The 17530-nt window shown below is 64.9% G+C and carries 7 protein-coding genes; 3 read left to right on the forward strand and 4 right to left on the reverse strand.

What is annotated here, in order from left to right; genetic code table 11:
- Positions 1-117 precede the first annotated feature (117 nt).
- A complete protein-coding gene (locus tag KBB96_RS10870; protein ID WP_211629434.1) occupies positions 118-1179 on the forward strand; it encodes a substrate-binding domain-containing protein in 1062 nt (353 codons plus the stop codon).
- Between the two features lie 94 nt (positions 1180-1273).
- Here the strand turns inward: KBB96_RS10870 and KBB96_RS10875 are convergent, their stop codons facing one another.
- Complete coding sequence (locus KBB96_RS10875) at positions 1274-4405, reverse strand: beta strand repeat-containing protein (RefSeq protein WP_211629435.1); 3132 nt, start codon at positions 4403-4405, stop codon at positions 1274-1276.
- Positions 4406-4689: 284 nt separating this feature from the next.
- Between KBB96_RS10875 and KBB96_RS10880 the strand changes: the two genes are divergently transcribed.
- Both KBB96_RS10880 and KBB96_RS10885 read left to right on the forward strand, forming a co-directional pair.
- Positions 4690-5391 (forward strand): sigma-70 family RNA polymerase sigma factor, encoded by a 702-nt coding sequence (locus tag KBB96_RS10880; RefSeq protein ID WP_211629436.1) that lies wholly within the window; start codon positions 4690-4692, stop codon positions 5389-5391.
- A 5-nt stretch (positions 5392-5396) separates the two neighbouring features.
- Positions 5397-6407 carry a hypothetical protein gene (locus KBB96_RS10885; RefSeq protein WP_211629437.1) on the forward strand — a complete coding sequence of 337 codons (1011 nt, stop codon included), beginning with the start codon at positions 5397-5399 and terminating at the stop codon, positions 6405-6407.
- 37 nt (positions 6408-6444) lie between these two features.
- Here the strand turns inward: KBB96_RS10885 and KBB96_RS10890 are convergent, their stop codons facing one another.
- From KBB96_RS10890 to KBB96_RS10900, 3 genes are all read right to left on the reverse strand, one after another.
- The gene (locus KBB96_RS10890) at positions 6445-7710 is read right to left on the reverse strand and encodes a hypothetical protein (RefSeq protein WP_211629438.1); all 1266 of its coding nucleotides are present in this window, start codon (positions 7708-7710) and stop codon (positions 6445-6447) included.
- A gap of 273 nt (positions 7711-7983) precedes the next feature.
- Complete coding sequence (locus KBB96_RS10895; RefSeq protein WP_211629439.1) at positions 7984-14040, reverse strand: beta strand repeat-containing protein; 6057 nt, start codon at positions 14038-14040, stop codon at positions 7984-7986.
- Between the two features lie 321 nt (positions 14041-14361).
- Positions 14362-17304, reverse strand: coding sequence for an autotransporter outer membrane beta-barrel domain-containing protein (locus tag KBB96_RS10900; RefSeq protein ID WP_211629440.1), 2943 nt, complete (start codon positions 17302-17304; stop codon positions 14362-14364).
- Positions 17305-17530: the final 226 nt, after the last annotated feature.

Consider the following 17530-nt stretch of genomic DNA (forward strand, 5'->3'; position numbering starts at 1 on the left):
CGCTGCCATATCGACCCGGACTTGCACGATTCAAGCCGCCGCCCCCGTTTCCCACCGTGCCCCACGGGAGTACAGTCGGCCTTTGACAGCGAGACCGTCCGCAGCCCAGCATCCGGCGTGAATCCGCTGGAGCGAAAGACCCTCTCCGTCCGTCTCGCGGACGAAATCGAACGCTCGATCCGCAACGGTGAATGGACCGGCCTGCTGCCCGGCCACCGAGCTCTGATGAAGACCTACTCGGTCAGCGCGAAGACCTGCATCGCCGCCATCGACCAGTTGGAAACCCGTAAAATCATCTCCGCCGGCGAACAAGGCAAACGCCGTAGAATCCTCATCAAAGGAAATGCCGCCACGCGGAAACTCGAAACCCTGCTCATGATCGATGACATGACCGCTCCCAGCGGCGGCCACTCGATCGTCCTTCACGCCTACCGCAGCGCGTGGGAGGAATCCGGAGGCCGCGTGATCAACCTGCGCTTCGACTTCCCCCGCTACCGCCACCCGGAGCGCTTGCTGCGGGAAACGGTCGAACGCTACCGCGCCGATGCCATCCTCCTGCAAGTGGCCACCCAGCCGTGGATCCAGGCCGCCATCGCCCTGCGGCCGACCTATCTGGACGGCGGCGCGAAAGTCTACGAGGAGGCGACCTCGGTGAGCTACAGCATGGGAGCGGAAACCCGCCGCGTGGCCACCATGCTCCATGCGATGGGGCACCGTCGCATTGCCGCGCCCCAGGAGCTCCTCGCCAAAACCTTCGAGCAGTCCATCCGCCGCAACCTCGGCGAGGTGCTCGGCCTGTCACCCACCTCCGCCCAGATCGCCGCGCTGTGTCCGATCTTCCCGGAGAGCGTACCCGCGGCGTGGAACGGCTATTGGAAAAAACTCTTCGCCTCCGTGCGCCCCACCGCCGTGATCCTGAACAAGGATCTTCACGTCCATTCCCTCCTCGGCTTCTGCTCCCGCCACGGCATCGCCATTCCGCGGGATCTCTCCATCGTCTGCCTGGAGAGCACGGATTCCCTGGCCTGGTGCGATCCCAGTCCCACGCGCATGCGCTTCCCGGCGGAGATCGCCATCGGCGTCTTCCGGAAGTGGATCCGCGGCGGCTGCCGCAACCTGGGATGGAAAACGGTGGAACTGGAATACGTGGAGGGTGCCACCATCGCGCCACCACGCTGATGACCCGGTTCAAGGGAAAGTGGAGGCGGTGCGGCGCGTACCCATCGCACACCGCCTCCACTCCGGCGCATCATCGCCGTACCCATGAGAGGGGTTATTGCCCCGCCACTTCCACGCGCAGGAACTTCTTCGGCGCGTCCACGGGGATGGCCGCCAGCTTGAGGACGTAGTCAGCCGGAACGCCGGTCTGGTCACCGGCCACCATCGGCACCACGGACGAGGCCGTCCACGGCCCCGCGGAAAGGGCGGTGCTTTCCGTCAGCGCGTAGGTCTGGTCCAGACGCTCCAGCCAGTAGAGATACAGCGTGTTTCCGGAAGGATACACCTGCACCAGCGGGCCTGCCGGGCTCTGCGGATCGCTGCCGAAGAGGAACTCCTTGTAGTTGGTGAAGCCATCGCCATCCGGATCATCCTGCTGTCCCTTCAGGTTCGCATAGGCGGGGTTGGTGATGTGCGAGTCCGCCCAGGTGCCGTAGGGCGTGACCACGGGACCGGTGGTGACCACCAGGCTGCCGGTGTTTCCTACGAGATGTGCCGTAGCAACCGCGCCGGAGATGCCCTCGGTGTTGGTGGTGGAGATATAGACTCCGGCGGCCTGCTGCACGCCATCGAGGAACAAGGTGCCGACCGTATCGGAGGTGCCGTGCGTGAGAGCGAGGGTGGAGGTGGCTCCATCAAGCGTGACACGCGAGGCATCCCCAAGAGTGGCGGCCGCCAGCGTGAGCTGGCCGCCGGTGACGGTGGTGTTTCCGCCCCACGCCGGGTTGATGACGGTGACATTGTTCGCGCCGGTCTTCGTGAGGTTCGCAGTGCCGGTGATGGCGCCGGTGATCACCATCGCACCTCCCGTGGAATCGAGACCCACCTCCCCCGCCAAGGTGAATGCTCCGGACCAGGTGCCGGTGCCCGCGCCCTGGTTGTGCAGGGTGGCACCACTTTCAAGGCTCACGGGGGTCGAAATACCAAGAGTACCGAAGGTTCCCGCACGCGCGCCGTTTTTCACCACCAGCGTGCCGGTAGCACCACCGAAGGCCGCGGCACTGGTTTCCGCCCACACGGTGCCGCCCTCGATGACGATGTGAATGGGACTGCCGGAGGCATCCCCGCGGAAACCCATGTCATTCGTGCCTACCTTGGTGAGCGTGTGGTTGTTCCCGATGATGGTGCCGCCAAGCGCGAGGTCGAAACGACCGGTACCGCCGACGGAGGCATCCGCGCTGAGAATGAGGTTTTTCACGCCCGCCTCGCCGCCGTTGCGCTGGGCACCGGTATTCACCAGCGCGCCGCTGGTTCCCGGTCCCGTGCCAGCGATGGTATAGGTGTGGCGCGGGCCGGGATTCTTCCCGCTCACGTCCACCTGCGCGCCGGAGGCGATGCCGATGGTGGGGGCGGACCCGAAGGCGGTATCGCTGCCCATGATCACGGTGCCGCCATTGACCACGACCGCACCGGTGTAGCTGTTGCCCGTGCCGCCGAACGTCAGGGTGCCGGTGCCATTCTTCGTCATACCGGTAGTGCCACCGATGAGGCCGGTGCCAAGCAGAGTGTAATCGTTGCCCGTGCTGTTGTTCACCGTGATACTCGTCGGCTGGAGCGCGCCGCTGAGGTTGATGGTACGGCCGGTGGCATCCGGGCCATCAGCGAAGGTCACATTGTCATAGAGGCGGAAGCCGGTCGGCGTGCCATCGACGGTGAATGCGAGGTCGGTTTCATTGGTGATCCAGTTCTGCGAGGAAACACCCTGCCACACAAGCTGGCGCGGCGCGGCAAGCGGCGGGCCGACACGGAGCGTGCCGGTGCCGGCGAAGAACGCATCGCTCTGGTTCGCGAGCGGGGCATTGGACGCGGTGGAACCATAGACGCCGTTCGGCATGGCCACGCCGCCGAGGGTGAGAGAGCCGACCTGATCCTCCAGACCGCTGCCCAGCGAGATCTTCCCACCGGTGGCGATGCTGACATTCGCGGTGTCCGGAAAGGTGGCGGCGGGCAGCGCGAGCGTGCCTTCATTGACCACGGTATTGCCCGCGTAGGTGAGCGTGCTGTTCGACAAGGTCAGAGTGCCGAGACCCTTCTTGGTCAGTCCGCCCGCGCCGCCGAGCACGTTGACGATGGTCACGGCATTGCCATTGGTGTCGAAGGTGAGACCGCCCGCGAGCAGGTTCACGAAGACGCCGTTGAAGAAGTTCGCATTGGCGGACTTCGCCTTCACCGTGCCGCCGTTGGCATTGACCACGTTGCGGTTCGCGTCCGCGGTGGTGGAGCTGGCACCGATCTGGATCGCATTGGTCTCAAGCGTGCCGCCGTTGAGATTGACCACCCCCCATTGCGGATTGGCCGCGTTGTTGCCGCCGGTCTTGAGATTGCTGACATTGAAATAGGATGTACCGCCGAGAGTGATGGTGCCGCCCGCGGTGGCGGGGATGGTGGCGCTGCCGTTGTTCCACTGCGCCATCGCCAGCGTGGCGGAAGGCGCGCTGAAGGAGGCGCTGTCCGAGAGCGTGATGGCATTGCCACGGGTGCCGTCATTGCCCATCAGGATGGTGGCCACGCTGTTCGCGGTGACGCTGGCGGTGTTCGAAAGCACGAGGCTGCCGGAGCCCGCGGAGTTCGTGCCGCCCAGGGTGATCTGGGAGGACGAGTTGTAGTTGAGCGAGGCGGCATTCGAAAACGTGACGGCCTGGGCCACACCGTTGTTGCCCACCACCCATGCGCCGCCGGTGTAGGTCACGGTGCCACCGGTGGCGGTGAACTTGATCGCCGTGCCATCACCCATCGTCCATGCGGTGGCGATGTTGAGCGCGCCGCCGGAAATGCGGTACTCCGGGCTTTTCGAGGCACCGTAGGCGGCGTGGCCGATCGCCAGCGTGCCGGTGTTGAGCGTGCCGCCGCTCTGCACGATGATCGCGCGGTTGTTCGCGATGTTCGACGCGCCGAGATCCACGGTGGTCACGGTGATGGTGTCACCCGCACCGATGGTCACGGTGCTGGCACCGGTGGTGGTGCCGCCGTTGTCGATCTTCGCGATGTCACCGGATCCGGGAGCCACTCCCCCCACCCAGTTCGAGCCGGTGGTGAAGGCTCCGACGAGGCCGGTGGTGCCGGAGTTCCACGCGATCGTCGCCGCCATGGCGGACGGGGTGGCGAGGAACACGAGGATTGCGAGAGGTTTCGACAGGGGGATCGCGGACCGCTGCAGCGGACCGGCCGGGGAGGAATGGGTCTTCATGGTATCGATGCAATTAGGCGATGCGGCGGACTCTCCCGGATGGTCGGCGGGGAGAAGTCCGACGAAGACAGGGGTCCGATGAAGGCCCTGCATCGGGTAGTGGCGGAGCCATGAGAGATCTGACGAAAAAAATTTCTCCTCCCCGCGGAAGTCGTTCCGCGCCTGATGAAACGGTTGAAACATCCCGTCGCCTCCGCTCGTCTGGAATGACCCGCCTTCATGGCATGCCATTTCCAGCATTGCCATTCCGATGGGGATGACGTCTCTTAGGAGAACCACGTTTCATGCTCCGTGCCACCACCAACGAGGAGAACGGCCTGCCGCTGGGCGAGTGGCCGATGCTCTCCACGTACGCGGAAATCCGGGAGACGGGTGGTGACCGCATCCCCCTGCTGGAGCGCCTGCCGGGCCTGACACGACGGCTGCTCCCGGAAACAGGCGGCCAGCTTTCCGAGCAGGACGCTCGCGCTTTCACTGACCAGTGGATGCGCTGCCAGCTCTCCGTGCGGGCCTACTTCACCAGCTATCTCAGCGACCGCTCCGCCATCGACGACTGCATCCAGGAGGTGGCGATCGTGGCGTGGAAGAAGGGGCCGCGTGACGAAGGCGCGGATGCCTTCCTCGCCTACTGCCTGGCTTGCGCACGCCGCATTGCCAAGGGCGAGGTGCGGAAGAAGTACCGCCATCCGCAGGTCAGCCTGTCTCCGGACGTGTTGTCCTCGCTCGCGGAAACCGTCGCCCATATGGAGCAGGAGGAAACGATGGAGCCCGCCGCACGCATCTCCGCTCTCCAAAGCTGTCTCGATTCCCTCAAGTCCGCGCCACGGCGGCTGCTGGAACTCCGCTACACCTCCCGCGAACCGGCCGCGCTCCAGCGCGAGGCCGAGGCCACCGGGACCTCCCGCGACGCCCTCTACAAGAAACTGGAACGGCTCCGCGCCCTGCTGCGCGACTGTGTGCTCAGGAAATCCGCCCTCTCGGAATGACCCGGATGCCTTCCGAAGACGATCCGCCGGACGCGGAGCTGGAGCGGCTCGTTTCACGCTTCCTCGATCGCTCGCTCACGGAGGAGGAGCGCGACCGCCTGGAACACCGGCTGCGCACCGAGCCCGCCGCCGAACGCTACTGCGCGCGTGCCATCCGCTTCGACGCCACGCTCCAGGAAGCCATCGACCCCGGCGGGCTGGAATGGGAGGAAACGCGGCGTGTGACCTTCAATCCACGCGCCGGAGCGCCGATGTGGTCGGTACAGCGCCAGCAGACAGTCCGCTACGGCGGCAGCGGGACCGGCCTGCCAGGGCCGGAACGGCAGCGCAGGCGCTGGCCGTGGATCGCGGGGGGCCTCCTGCTGCTCGCCGCGGCCGTCACCGGAGGAGTTATCTACTATCAAAGCCGTACCAGCGTGTACGCGCTGCGCAACGGCGACTTCGAGGCGACGGATCTCACGCAGAGCCCCACCGGCGTGAGCCTGGCCGTGCTCCACTGGCAGGACTATTTCAACACCCCCGGCACCGGCGTCTCCGAAGTCGGCCGCCAGACGAAGGGCCGCATCTACGCGAAGTCCGGACGGAACGTCGTCCGTATCCAGGACCGCGCCTTCCTCAACCAGCTCATCCTCGACCAGTACGGCAAGACGCTCAAGGCCGTGCCGGGACTGCGCGTGACGGTGTCGGGCTGGTCCTACACGCCCGACGCGAATCCGCACGCGCTGCGCGGCAGCCTGCGTTTCGTGGCCAGCGCCTACCCGGTGATGATCCAGTACGAGGCCGCGGACGGCACCGCCAACCTGCCCAATGGCGGTTGGTCGGCCTTCAAGATCGAGCTCACCGTGCCGGAAAACCTCCACCGCGAGGCCAGCGACCGCTCCGACAAAAAAGCGCCCGCCCCGCCCGCGATCGACCTCACCGGCAAGGATCTCACGCTCTCCCTGGACAACCGCTCCGCGAGCTACCTCTATCTGGACGACCTGAAAATCGAGGTCCGCCAGCCGGAGAAGCGGTGAAGAGCGGCAGATATATTACTATAAATTCCGTAATAAATCACCACGGCAGCCGCACCGGCTCGATCTTCCGGTCTTCCTCGGTTTCACGGACGCCGAGCGTGCGGCGGGCCATGTCGAAAACGAACGGCTGGCCGTCGATGGGATCACGGGTGACGCCACCGGCCGGTCCGCCTTGCGTGACGATGCCGCCCTTCTCCAGGATCATCAGGTCCAGCGCGGCCTGATGCTGGCTGAGCACGGACATGGCACGCATGTAGCCCTTGTTCCATGCCTTGCTGCCGATCATGAGGGATTGGAGAATCTCGCGGCTCGCTCTCGATAATCCGGAGAAATCCGGTTCCTCCACCAGCACGGGATTGGCGGCCCACTCCGTACAGGTCACGGTCTTCAAACTGGCGACCGCCTTGTCGAAACAAGAGGCGTAGGCCTGTGCCAGTTCCACCGCATCGGAAGGGCGTTCCGGTTTGCTTTCATCCAGAATCATCGGCAGCAGGATGCAGCGCAGCACCGTCTGGCTTTCTCCGCGCATCACATCCGCGAAATCTCCGGGAGAGTAGCGGTAGCGCGCGAGCACCGCCTTCCAACGGGGCAGATCAGCATCCCGCCCCAAGGCTGGCAGGAGATGCTGGAAGGCATAGCGTTCGATCTCCAGATCCAGCAGGATGCGCACGGTCTCCCCCAGCAGGTTCGGAGTCTCCACGTCATGGAAATGGTTCGCCAGGTTTCCGGCGAGTTGCACGTAGCGGAGGGTCGTTTCCTCATCTCCGTTCTCGGCAGCGAGGCGCGCTTTCATCAACAGGATCGTGGAGGAACATCTCGCGGCGCGTGCCGAGATGAAGCCGCTGAAATCATGCGGCATGCCTGCGGACGAACGCTGCTTGAGGGCGGCGATCCGTTCCACGCGCTCCACCAGAGCAGCATTTGCAGAGAATTGGCGGTGTGCCTCCACGGCATTCCATGGTCCGGGCTCCATCAGATACGCGCGGAACTCCGTGCTGCCCGGAAAACCGGGGCCGGGGCAGTCTCCTCCACCAAGGAAGTGCATCTGGAGATAGCCGTTTTCCTCATCCGGCACGGGATGGAACTCCACGCTCAACGCCGGAAACTCCGTCTCCAGCCTCTGCATCGTCTGCTCCACCGGTTCCCGCAGCCGCTTCCGGGCCTCCGCCGTAGGAAAGCCTTGGAGAAAATCCGCCTTCAGAGCGGCGAAAAACTGGCCTCGGGCCACCACGTGAACACCCGCGTTGTTCGCCTTGTTCCAACTCCATCCCATCGCGCCACCCGCCCCCAACAGGAGGATCATGCAGGCTGCAAATGATTTGGATGGCCGGTATTTCACGCGGACCGGACTATCAGAACAGCGGGAAAATACAAGCACCGAGGTGTTAGAGAGGGTACGTAATCCCGTTATATACAGCAGCTTGAAAATCCCGGCACGCTCCAACAAGCGGCTGCGGATCAGAGCGAATCTTCCCCGCCCGAAACCCCACGACTCCGGCTGCAAGACGCAAGCCGCCCCGTTCCATCCGGGCAGACGAAACGGGGCGGTGGAGATTGCAGCTCGGTCAACCAGACATTATGGCACCGTGACGCGGAGGCGGGCGAAGCGCTTCCCGCTGCCGGTGGGCACCACGTATTCGATCGAGGTGCCCAGATCCGTCACGCCGGTGCTGGTCGTGGTCCAGATCGAGAGGTCGGTGGAGGTTTCCACCACCCAGGTCGCGTTCGCGGAGGGATCCTTCGGCCAGGTGACCTTGCCGCTGACAATCTGCGGATTGGCGGTGAAAGAGGAACCGGTCTGGCCCATCAGATATTCCACGCCGTTGCGCACGCCATCACCATCAAAGTCGAGGTTCGCCGCCTGTCCGCCGGCATTGACAGCAGCCCAGCCGGTGTAGCCGCCCTGGGAGGTGACATTGAGGATGCCATTGCCGGTGATCGAAGCGATCTTGAAGGTGGCGCTGGAGGTCAGGGAACCATAGGTACCCACCGGCTGCGCGACGCCATTGATGTAAAGCGAGCGCACGCTATCAGTCAGCGCGTGGTTCAGGTTCAGCACCGCACCGGTGGCGAGGCGGACATCCGCACCATCCGCCAGGGTGGCGGTGCTGATGGAGAGCGTGCCGGTGGTGACGGAGGTGTCCCCGGTGTAGCTCAGCGCGCCGCTGAGGGTGGTGGTGCCGGTGCCGGACTGGGTCACTCCGCCGCTGCCGCTGATGGCATTCGGGAAGGTGAAGGTGGCGGTGCGGGCGAGGGTGAGGTTGGCATTGTTCACCACCGCACCCGCGCCGAGCGCGCCCGCAGAGCCACCGACCTGGAGGATGCCACCGCTGATGGTGGTGCCGCCGGAGTAGGTATTGGCCGCGGTGACGGTGAAGGTGCCCGCGCCGGACTTCACCAGCGAGATGGCGCTGGTGCCGTTGACCACGGTGCCGTCATAGGTGTTGGAACCGGTGTTGCTCACCGTGAGGACGGACGCGGAAGCTCCGTTGTTGGTCACGGTGGCGGCATTGGCGCTCTTCTGCAGACCTGCGAGCGTCTGATTGAAGCCGTTCAGGTCGAGCGTGCCCGCGGCGGAAATCCCGATGCTGGGCGTGGCGTTGGTGGCCATGCCATTGGTCGCGCCGATCTTGGTGAGGCCGGTGATCTGGTAGCTGGTGTAGCTGCCGCCGCCGGAGAGGACAACATTGCCCACACGCTGCACGATCGCAGCGGAGGCCGAGGTGATCGATCCGGTGATGGTCAGCGTGGAAGTGGCGTCCGTGAACAGGTGGCCGCCGCCGCTCACGCCGGAGGTCACCGTGATGGGACCACTGAGGGTGGCGGTGGCGCTGGTGGCGGCGAGCTCGATGACGCCGCGACCAGTGGCACCGACGTTCGTGCCGAGCGTGATGGCGTTCGCCAGGTTCAGTCCGTTCGCCACCACGAGGCGGCCGGTGGTGGCCGCACCGGTCACGGTGACCGGGCCGGTGCCAAGGGCCGAACCGTTGTTGACGTTGATGATCGAGTTCGTGACCGTGGTGCCGCCGGTATAGGTGTTCGCGGCGGAGACGGTGAAGGTGCCGCCGGTGGTGGCGGAGGAGAAGGTGCCGCCGTATTCCAACACGCGCGCGCCGCCGGTCTCACCGATCACCCCGCTGAGGGTGCCACTGGAGCCATACGCGGTAAGTCGGGCGTCCGCGGTAAGCGTGAGCGCGCCGGAGAGCGTGTTGCCGTTGAAGCGGATCGCACCGAGATTGCCGGTGGGTTCCACGTAGCCGGTGCCCGCGATGCTGATGGGATAGGTGTAGGTGCCGCCCGCGACCAGGTAGGCCTGGCCGGTGGCGGCGATGGTCACGGATCCGGTACCGAAGGCGGTGACGTTGTTCGCGCTGAGACGGCCGGCATTGATGAAGGTGCCGCCGTCATAGGTGTTCGCCGTATTGAACTGCAGGGCCCCCGCCGCACCGGTCTTGGTCACCGAGTAGGAGTTCGCCCCGTCCGTGATCACCCCGCTGATGACCTGGGTGCTGGTGGTGGTGCTGAGCACATTGAACGTGGCATTTCCGGTCAGCGTGCCCGCGCCGGAGAGCGTGAGGGCACCGGTGTCCGTGGCATCGCCCAGGTTCACCGTGGCGGTGTGGGTCCAGGGATTCGCGATGGTGCGGGCGGTGGCGCTGTCGCTGGACAGCGTGCCGCCATTGAAGCTGATGGAGCCGGTGCCGAGGGCGGCATTCGCGCCCGCCTTGATGCGGCCGGCATTGAGCTGAGTGCCACCGGTGAAGGTGTTCGCGGTGGAGATGGTGGCCGCGCCGGTGCCATTCTTCACCAGCGAGGTGCCGCCACCGATCGCGCCCGCACCGGTGAGGGTGTAGGCGTTGGTGCTGTTGTTGAAGGTCAGCGTGCCTGGATTCGCGGCGACCGCGAGGGTCGGGTTGAAGTTGGTGGCCGTGTCATCGAAGGTCACGCTGTCCAGCCAGTAGAAGCTGTCCACCACCGGTCCGGGGCTGGTGAAGTTCGCCGTGGTGCCCACGTCCCATACCGCGGAGCTCGCGCCGGTCCATGTGAGGGTGCGGGAAGGCACTTGGAGGGTGACGGTGGTGGGGTCCGTGGTGGTATCGAAGACCGCGGAACGGTAGTTGGTGGCATTGGCGAGCGCGAAGTTCGCGGGCAGCGCGGTGGTGCCGCCGTGCTTGATGACGGCGAAGGTGCCTCCGGCGGCCGGCACCGTGCTGAAGGACACCGTGGCGGTGTTGTTCACCGTCAGCAGGCCGGTGGCGGTGAGCGCCTGGGTGGTATTCGGATTGAACACGAGGTTCGAACCGGTGGAGCCCGCTCCGAGCGTGACATTGCCCGCCAGCGTGCCCTCGCCGCCGAGCGTGCCGGTGGTGGTGGTCGTGGAGACATTGACGTCACCGCCGAGGGAGCCGGAGAGATTGAACGTGCCCTGGCTGACCGTGACCGGCCCGTTGAACGCGGAACCGTTTCCGGAATAGTTGACGGTGCCGTTGAAGTTCGCGCTGGAGCTGGCGTTGATCTCCAAGGCGGAGCTGCCGAACAACGCGCCGGTCATCGTGCCGGTGTTGGACGTGTAGGCGACGATCCGCGAGGCGGAGTTCACCGCCACGGAACCGCTGATGACGGAGTTCGCATCAAAGCGGATGGCGCCGAGGTTGCCCGCGCTTTCCAGCCAGCCGTTGCCGTTGATCGTGAAGTTGTTCGCGAAGGTGCCGCCCGTGAGGTAGGTTTGGCCGCCGGACTGGATCTCCACCGCAGCGGTGCCGAAGCGGGTGCCCGCGGCATTGGTCGCCTGAACGCGGGCACCGTTCTCGGCAACGACCGTGCCGCTGACGGTGTTCGCGCCGCTGAGGGTGTAGCTGGACTGGCCGGAGGTGCCGGTGCCCTTGAAGGCGAGCGTGCCCGCGCCGGAGAAGACGTTGGAGACGGTCGACGAGTCATTGCGGAAATGGCGCAGGGTCGCACCGGTATTGATCGTGGCCGTGCCGGGCAGTACCCCCGCCGCCGCACCCGTGCCGACCTGGAGCGTGCCGGTATCCACGACGGTGGCACCGTGCGCCGGGCTGCCGGAGAACGTCAGCGTGTCCGTGCCGCTCTTGGTGAGCTGGAAGGCTCCGGAAACCGCACCGCTGATGATGACCGGGGCGTTCACGTTGAACTGGGTGGCCGCGGTGAGGGTCTGGGCACCGGACAGTGTGAGCGGGCCGGGGGCGCTGATGTCACCGAAGGTGGGCGAGGTGGTGGTGTAGGTCACCGCATTCCCCACCGTGACCGCCGGGGTGCTGGCGGCGGTGAGGGTGCCGGAGGTGTAGGTGAGCGTGCCCGTGCCGAGCGCACCGGCCGCGCCGACGCGCAGGACGCCGCCATTCAGCAGGGTGCCGCCGGTGTAGGCATTCGCCGTGGACAGGGTGATGGAGCCGGAGCCGTTCTTCGTCACCGCGGCGGTGCCGCTGATCGCAGCACCGGTGAAGCCGTAGTCGATCGCGTTGTTCGAGAAGGCGACGGAACCGGGGAACACCGGCGCGCTGATCGTGACGACCTGGCTGCTGACGCCGTTGTCATCGAAGATGGCCTGGTCCCCGGTGTAGAACGCGCTGATGTTCGCGCCGTCATACCAGTTTCCGGAGGCGGCGGTATTCCAGAGGCCGTCCGCGGAGGTATTGGTCCAGATCACGGAAACCGGCGAGGAGACGTCCAGGGTGATGGCGTCATTGGTGCCGCTGCCCATGTGGATGACACTGCCGCGGTAGTTGGAGTGCAGGTTCGTCGCGGACCCGGAGAGGGTGCCGGTGTATTTGAGGATGGTGTAGGTGCCTGTGGCCGGCGGCGTGGCGAAGGCGATTTCGCTGGTGCCGTTGAGCGTGAGGTTCGTCGCGGTGTAGGCGGTGGTCGGAGAGGCGTTGTTGCCGTAGAGCGTGGCTCCGGTGGTGGCCCCCACGGTCAGCGGACCGGCGGTGGTGGCATCGCCCGCGAACTTCGCGCCATCCGCCACGGTGACGGTACCGGTGTAGGTCGGGGAGTTTCCATTCAGCGTGACCAGGCCGGTGCCCGCCACCTTCACAGCGCCGGAGCCCGCGAGACCGCCCGCGATGCCGCTGGCCGCTCCGGCGGTGCTGAACAACACATCACCGGCGCTGACGGTGAGCAGACCGGTGAACGTATTGGCACCGCTGAGTTGAAGGGTACCGACGCCGGTCTTGGTGAAGCCATTGGCACCGGAGATGACGCCACTGACATTCGTGTCCACTCCGGTGCCCGCCACGGCGTCCGCCACATCGAAGGTGACGCCCGTGTTGGAAAGCTGGACGCGGGCGGAGACGGTGGAAAGCGCGGTGCCGCCGAAGGTCCAGGTGGTGGAAGTGTAAGGCACGAAGGCGGAGGTGCCGCCGGTGCTGTTCAAGGAAAGCGTGCCGCCATTGACGGTGAGCCCCGCGCGCGGCTCGAAGAGCACGGCATTGCCGGAGCGGTTGTTCAGCATCAGGTTTGCACCGCCGCCGACCGTGACAGCCGCGGTGGTGGAGAGCGTGCCGCTGGTGAAGCCCAGTGCGGAACCACCGGTCCATGCACCTTGGATCACCGTTGCAGCCTCGTCACCGATGACCGCATTCGAACCCGCGCCGGTGAGGGTCAGCGTGCCGGTGCCCCAACCCGTCGCATGGCCGAAAACGACATAGCCGCTGGCAGTGGAGGTGCCGATGGTGACATTGCCGGAGTAGCCGGAGGCGCTGCCTTTCAACACCAGGTAGCGGTCGTTGGAATTCGCGCGGGCGAGGGTGACAGAACCCGCGCCGGTGATCGCACCATCCAGCGTGAAGTTCTGGCTGAAACCGCCGGAGCCCTGGGAAATCGTATTCGTCGTCGCACCGGCATCCAGTTGGATCGCGGTGCCGCTGGGGATGCGCTGGAACTGGCCGCCGTTGGTCGAGCCGCCGGTCAGGGTGCCGCCCACCAAGTTGATCTTCGTCCCGAGCGTCCAGTCTCTGACCGAAGTATAGGCGGCCGACTGGTTCTGCTGGAGACTCAGGGTGGCGGTGGTGTCCACCTTCACGATGCCGCCCGCACCGGTGAACAGGCTGGCCGTGGCAGCCGCCGTATCGTAGCGCAGGGTGCCTGCGACCACTTCCAGCGTGGTATTGGCGGAGGTGATCTGGCCGCCCGTATTGCTGAAGGTCCAACTGCCCGTGCCGGTCTTGAGGACCGTGGTGGACGCGGCGGAAAGGTCCATGTTCCAGGTGAGCGTCTTGCCCGAGGCGACATCCACGGTGGGGGTCGTACCGACGAAGGAGCCGACGGCGTCCACGGTGGCCAGCGTGTAGCTGTTGGACGCGGTGATCTTGTTCAGCGCGTAGGATGTCGCCGCGGTGGCGGTCATCGTCGCCCCGTCCGCACCGGCGAGTACCAGATTGGCCGTAGCATCGGCCTGCGGGCCGGCGGTGTAGGTGGAAAGGGCTCCGGCTGCGGAACCATTGCGCCACTGGTTGCCAGCGGGGGTCCAGGTACCGGTGCCACCGGTGGTGGCGGAGCCATCGCCATCAGCATCCCAATACCAACTGGTGGCGCTGGCAGTGTGGGAGGAAGCGAAAACGAGGGAGACAACGAACAGACCCGGCAGCAGCCGGGAGAAACGGGGTTTCATGGGTTACAATACAGGTAAGTTGGATGCAAATGGATCGCCTAAGTCATTTGCATAGAACTTTAGTGCATGCAACGTGTAATTTACGTCGTGGATATTTATAGAATATCCACCATAAATACATTGTGCATTCTCATGACGCGAACCAAGGGGTCATTTTCGGCCTGACACCAGAAAATCCCAACAGAAAACCGTTCATTATTCCTGACTAACAATCAGGGGCAGATACCGGGAGCCGCCTTCCCTGGAGCGTGGGTGGGCCAAAAGAAACCGCCGCCCCGATGGCCGGGACGGCGGTTCGAGTCATGATTCCGGGAAGGCGGATCAGAAGTTGTAGTTCAGGCCGATGGAACCGCCATGGCTGTCGAGGCCCTCGCTTTCCGTGGAGATTTCCCCGCGATAGCCGACGTCCAGAATCAGGTCGTCCGAGAGCCGGATGCCGGTGCCCGCGGTGAGCAGGACGGCGGAATTCAGGTCCGGCCCCACCACCGAGAACGGCGCGCCATTCGGCAGGAAGGCGGAGGCGCTGTTGCCACCGTCCTCGAACTCATGGGCATAGGCGATGGAGGCATAGGGGCGGAACGTTCCGCAATCGCCGCGGATGCGGTAGCCGATCAGACCGCGGAGCGAATCCACGCTGTAGTCTCCCACACCGACCGGGAACGGCCCGCCGACGGTGAAGCCGTCCACATCCACGTTCTGATACTCAAGTCCGAGGAACGGGCCGTGCCTGAAGGTGCCGGTGTCGAAGGTGTAGCCAACGGTCCAGAGGGCCTGGAAGCTGGTGGCATCCACGTCCGATCCGCCCGCGCCGATGACAACGCCGCCGAGGGTGCGGGAGGCATCGATACTATGGCTGCCGTAGCCGATGAGGGCGTCCGAATACCAGCCGGTGGATCTGCCATAGGTGGCGTAGATCGCGCCGCGCAGGCTGTCGATGTCGGTGCTGCCGCCCACGTAATCGAGATCGCTCTTCGATCCATTGACCAGCACGCCGATCACGAAGTCCGGCGAAACGCGGTAGTCGATGCCCGCGGTGAAGGATGCCACCGTGCCATCGAAGTCCGAGAGGGCGGTGCGGCCGCTATAGTCCTGCCAGTCATACGACACCGCGCCCCAGACATTGAACGGACCGGAGGAGGAGACGGAGGGCGTGGGAGCCATGCCGCCCTTCGCGCTGACCTGGGTGCGGTAAACGCCACCGCCATCACCCGCGTCCCGCAGGTCGGAGAGGCGGTCACCGATCTGGCGGTGCAGCGCGTAGTCGCTGTTGATGATGGAGGACGTGAGCGCGAGATAAGTGGATGGATCTATGGCGGCCAGCGTGGCCTGCACGGCGGGCAGGTTCGAATAATCCAGCGCGGCGATGAAGTCCTGCATCAGCGGGTTCGGACTGTTGACGGAGGCATCGAGCGCGGCACCGAGCGAAGCCTGGTTTGCGGTGAGGCCGGGCAGGCCCGCGAAGTTGTGCTGCACGACGAGCTGCACATCCGTGCCGCCGCCCGCGAGCTGGGTGGTGGCGAAGAAGTTGCCCAGCACGGTGTTCGTGCTGGTGCCGCTCTCCGTGGCGGTGAAGGGCCCGGTTTCCGCCGCGGCGGGATTGGTGGTGTTCAACTCCAGGCTCAGCGTGGCGGCGGCGTTGAAGCCGCTGATCGCATTCGCGCTGTCCACCACCGTGTAGGTGCCATTGGTGATGGCGCGGTTGACGTTGGTCGGAGAGAGATGCAGGCCGTTGTTGCCCAGATTGTAGGTGTTCGCACCGGTCTGGACAACGAGGTCGCTGTTCACGCCATTGTTGATCGCCGTCTGCGGGATCACATCGACGCGGAGGTAGGACCCGGCGGCGTGGGTGACGTTGCCATTGACGGTCAGCGCACCGACCGCGTTGTTCGGATTCGAGTTCAACGCGATGGTGGTGCCACCGGCGCTGAAAGCACCGGCATTGACGTTGATGTTCGCCACCCAGGTGCCTCGGCCTCCAAACTCGGAAGCGCTCGCGTTGACCGTGGCGGTGGGACCGCTGTTCCCGGCAAGATCGCCGTTGATGATGAGGCCGCCATTGCCGACATTGATGGTGTCCACCGTGACCGAGCGGAACTCCGAATAGTCGCCGATGAAAGCCGTGCCCTCGGCGGCCTTGTTGATGATGGAGAATTCCTTCACGTCGCCATAGACGATGTTGTGGGTGGTGTCCTGGCTCCCATAGATACCGGTCAGCCCGGCGCCGAAATTCAGGATGTTGGCACCGGTGCCGCCGAGAATGGTGGCGCTGACGGTGGAACCGTCGGAGAGATTCACGATGTCGCTGCCGCCCTGCAGGTCCATGGCATTGCCACCCACTCCCCCGTAGATGGAACCGGAGTTGTTGATGACCTGCACGCCGTTGTCGCCAAGGATGCCGGTGGCTCCCGGCGCGCTGGCGATGATGTTGCCGCTGTTGTTGACCGAGGAATCCGCTCCGATCTGCACCACGGTGACTCCCCCGAAGATGGAGCCGGAGAGGTTGTTGGTGATGGTGGAATTCGCACCGGCTTTCACACCGCCCGCACCACCTTGGATGGTCCCGAGCCCGGAGAGGGAATTCACTCCGTTCGTGAGGGTCAGCGTACCATCCGTGGAGATGCCGATGGCGGCGGCGGCCGTCCCTTCGATGAGGCCGGTATTCCCCACCACCAAAGTACCGGATTCACCGCGGATGCCGTAGGCGAGGCCGGTGATGGTGGCACCGGTGTTGTTGGTGATGTTACCGCCCTTCTTGGCGAAGACCGCGCCATCCGCGCCACCGAAGCCCTGAAGGGTGCCGCCGGTGTTGTTCGTCAGCACCAGCATGTTGTTCGCGCGAATCGCGCTGGCGCCGCTGATGAAGTTGTTGTTGATGACGGTGATGCTGGGCGTGGCGGTACCGCCGATGTCGATGGTGTCGATGCCATGATTGGCCGCGCCATTGTCACTCTTCAGGATTCCGTTGTTGGTGATGGTGTAGGTGGCTCCAACGACATCGAAGACCTGGATCTCGATGACATCGGTCCCGGTGGGATTGAGGGTGACACCGGGATTGATGAGGATGTTGTGGGCACCTGGGGGGATGGCCGGCACAAAGCCAAAACCGGTGGCGATGTTGTTGGCTCCGCTGTCACCGGGATTGGCGGTGACATTTCCGAAGCCATCGGGGGCGATGGTCGCGCCAATCGCGGTGTGAACCACGGCGGGAACGATGATGAGGACGGGCAACACCGCATGGTACAAACGGCGGAACTTTGGTTTCATGGTTTTCTTACAAGGGGTGGGAAAACATGGGGCACAAGGGTCCAACAGGTGAAAACCCTTTTCCCAGTCAACCCTGATGCTCAGCAGTTTCCGCCACTACAATCAAGTCCGTGATGGCGGGCATATCGCAACGCCCTGTTAGCATTATGCAATGTCCGGCGGATGATTTCACAACTCAACCGAACAGGCTTTCCCTCTACCAGCGGGCGGATTCCCTTGGGGGAGC

The sequence above is a fragment of the Luteolibacter ambystomatis genome (genome assembly GCF_018137965.1).
In the GTDB taxonomy this organism is placed as follows: Bacteria; Verrucomicrobiota; Verrucomicrobiia; order Verrucomicrobiales; family Akkermansiaceae; genus Luteolibacter; species Luteolibacter ambystomatis.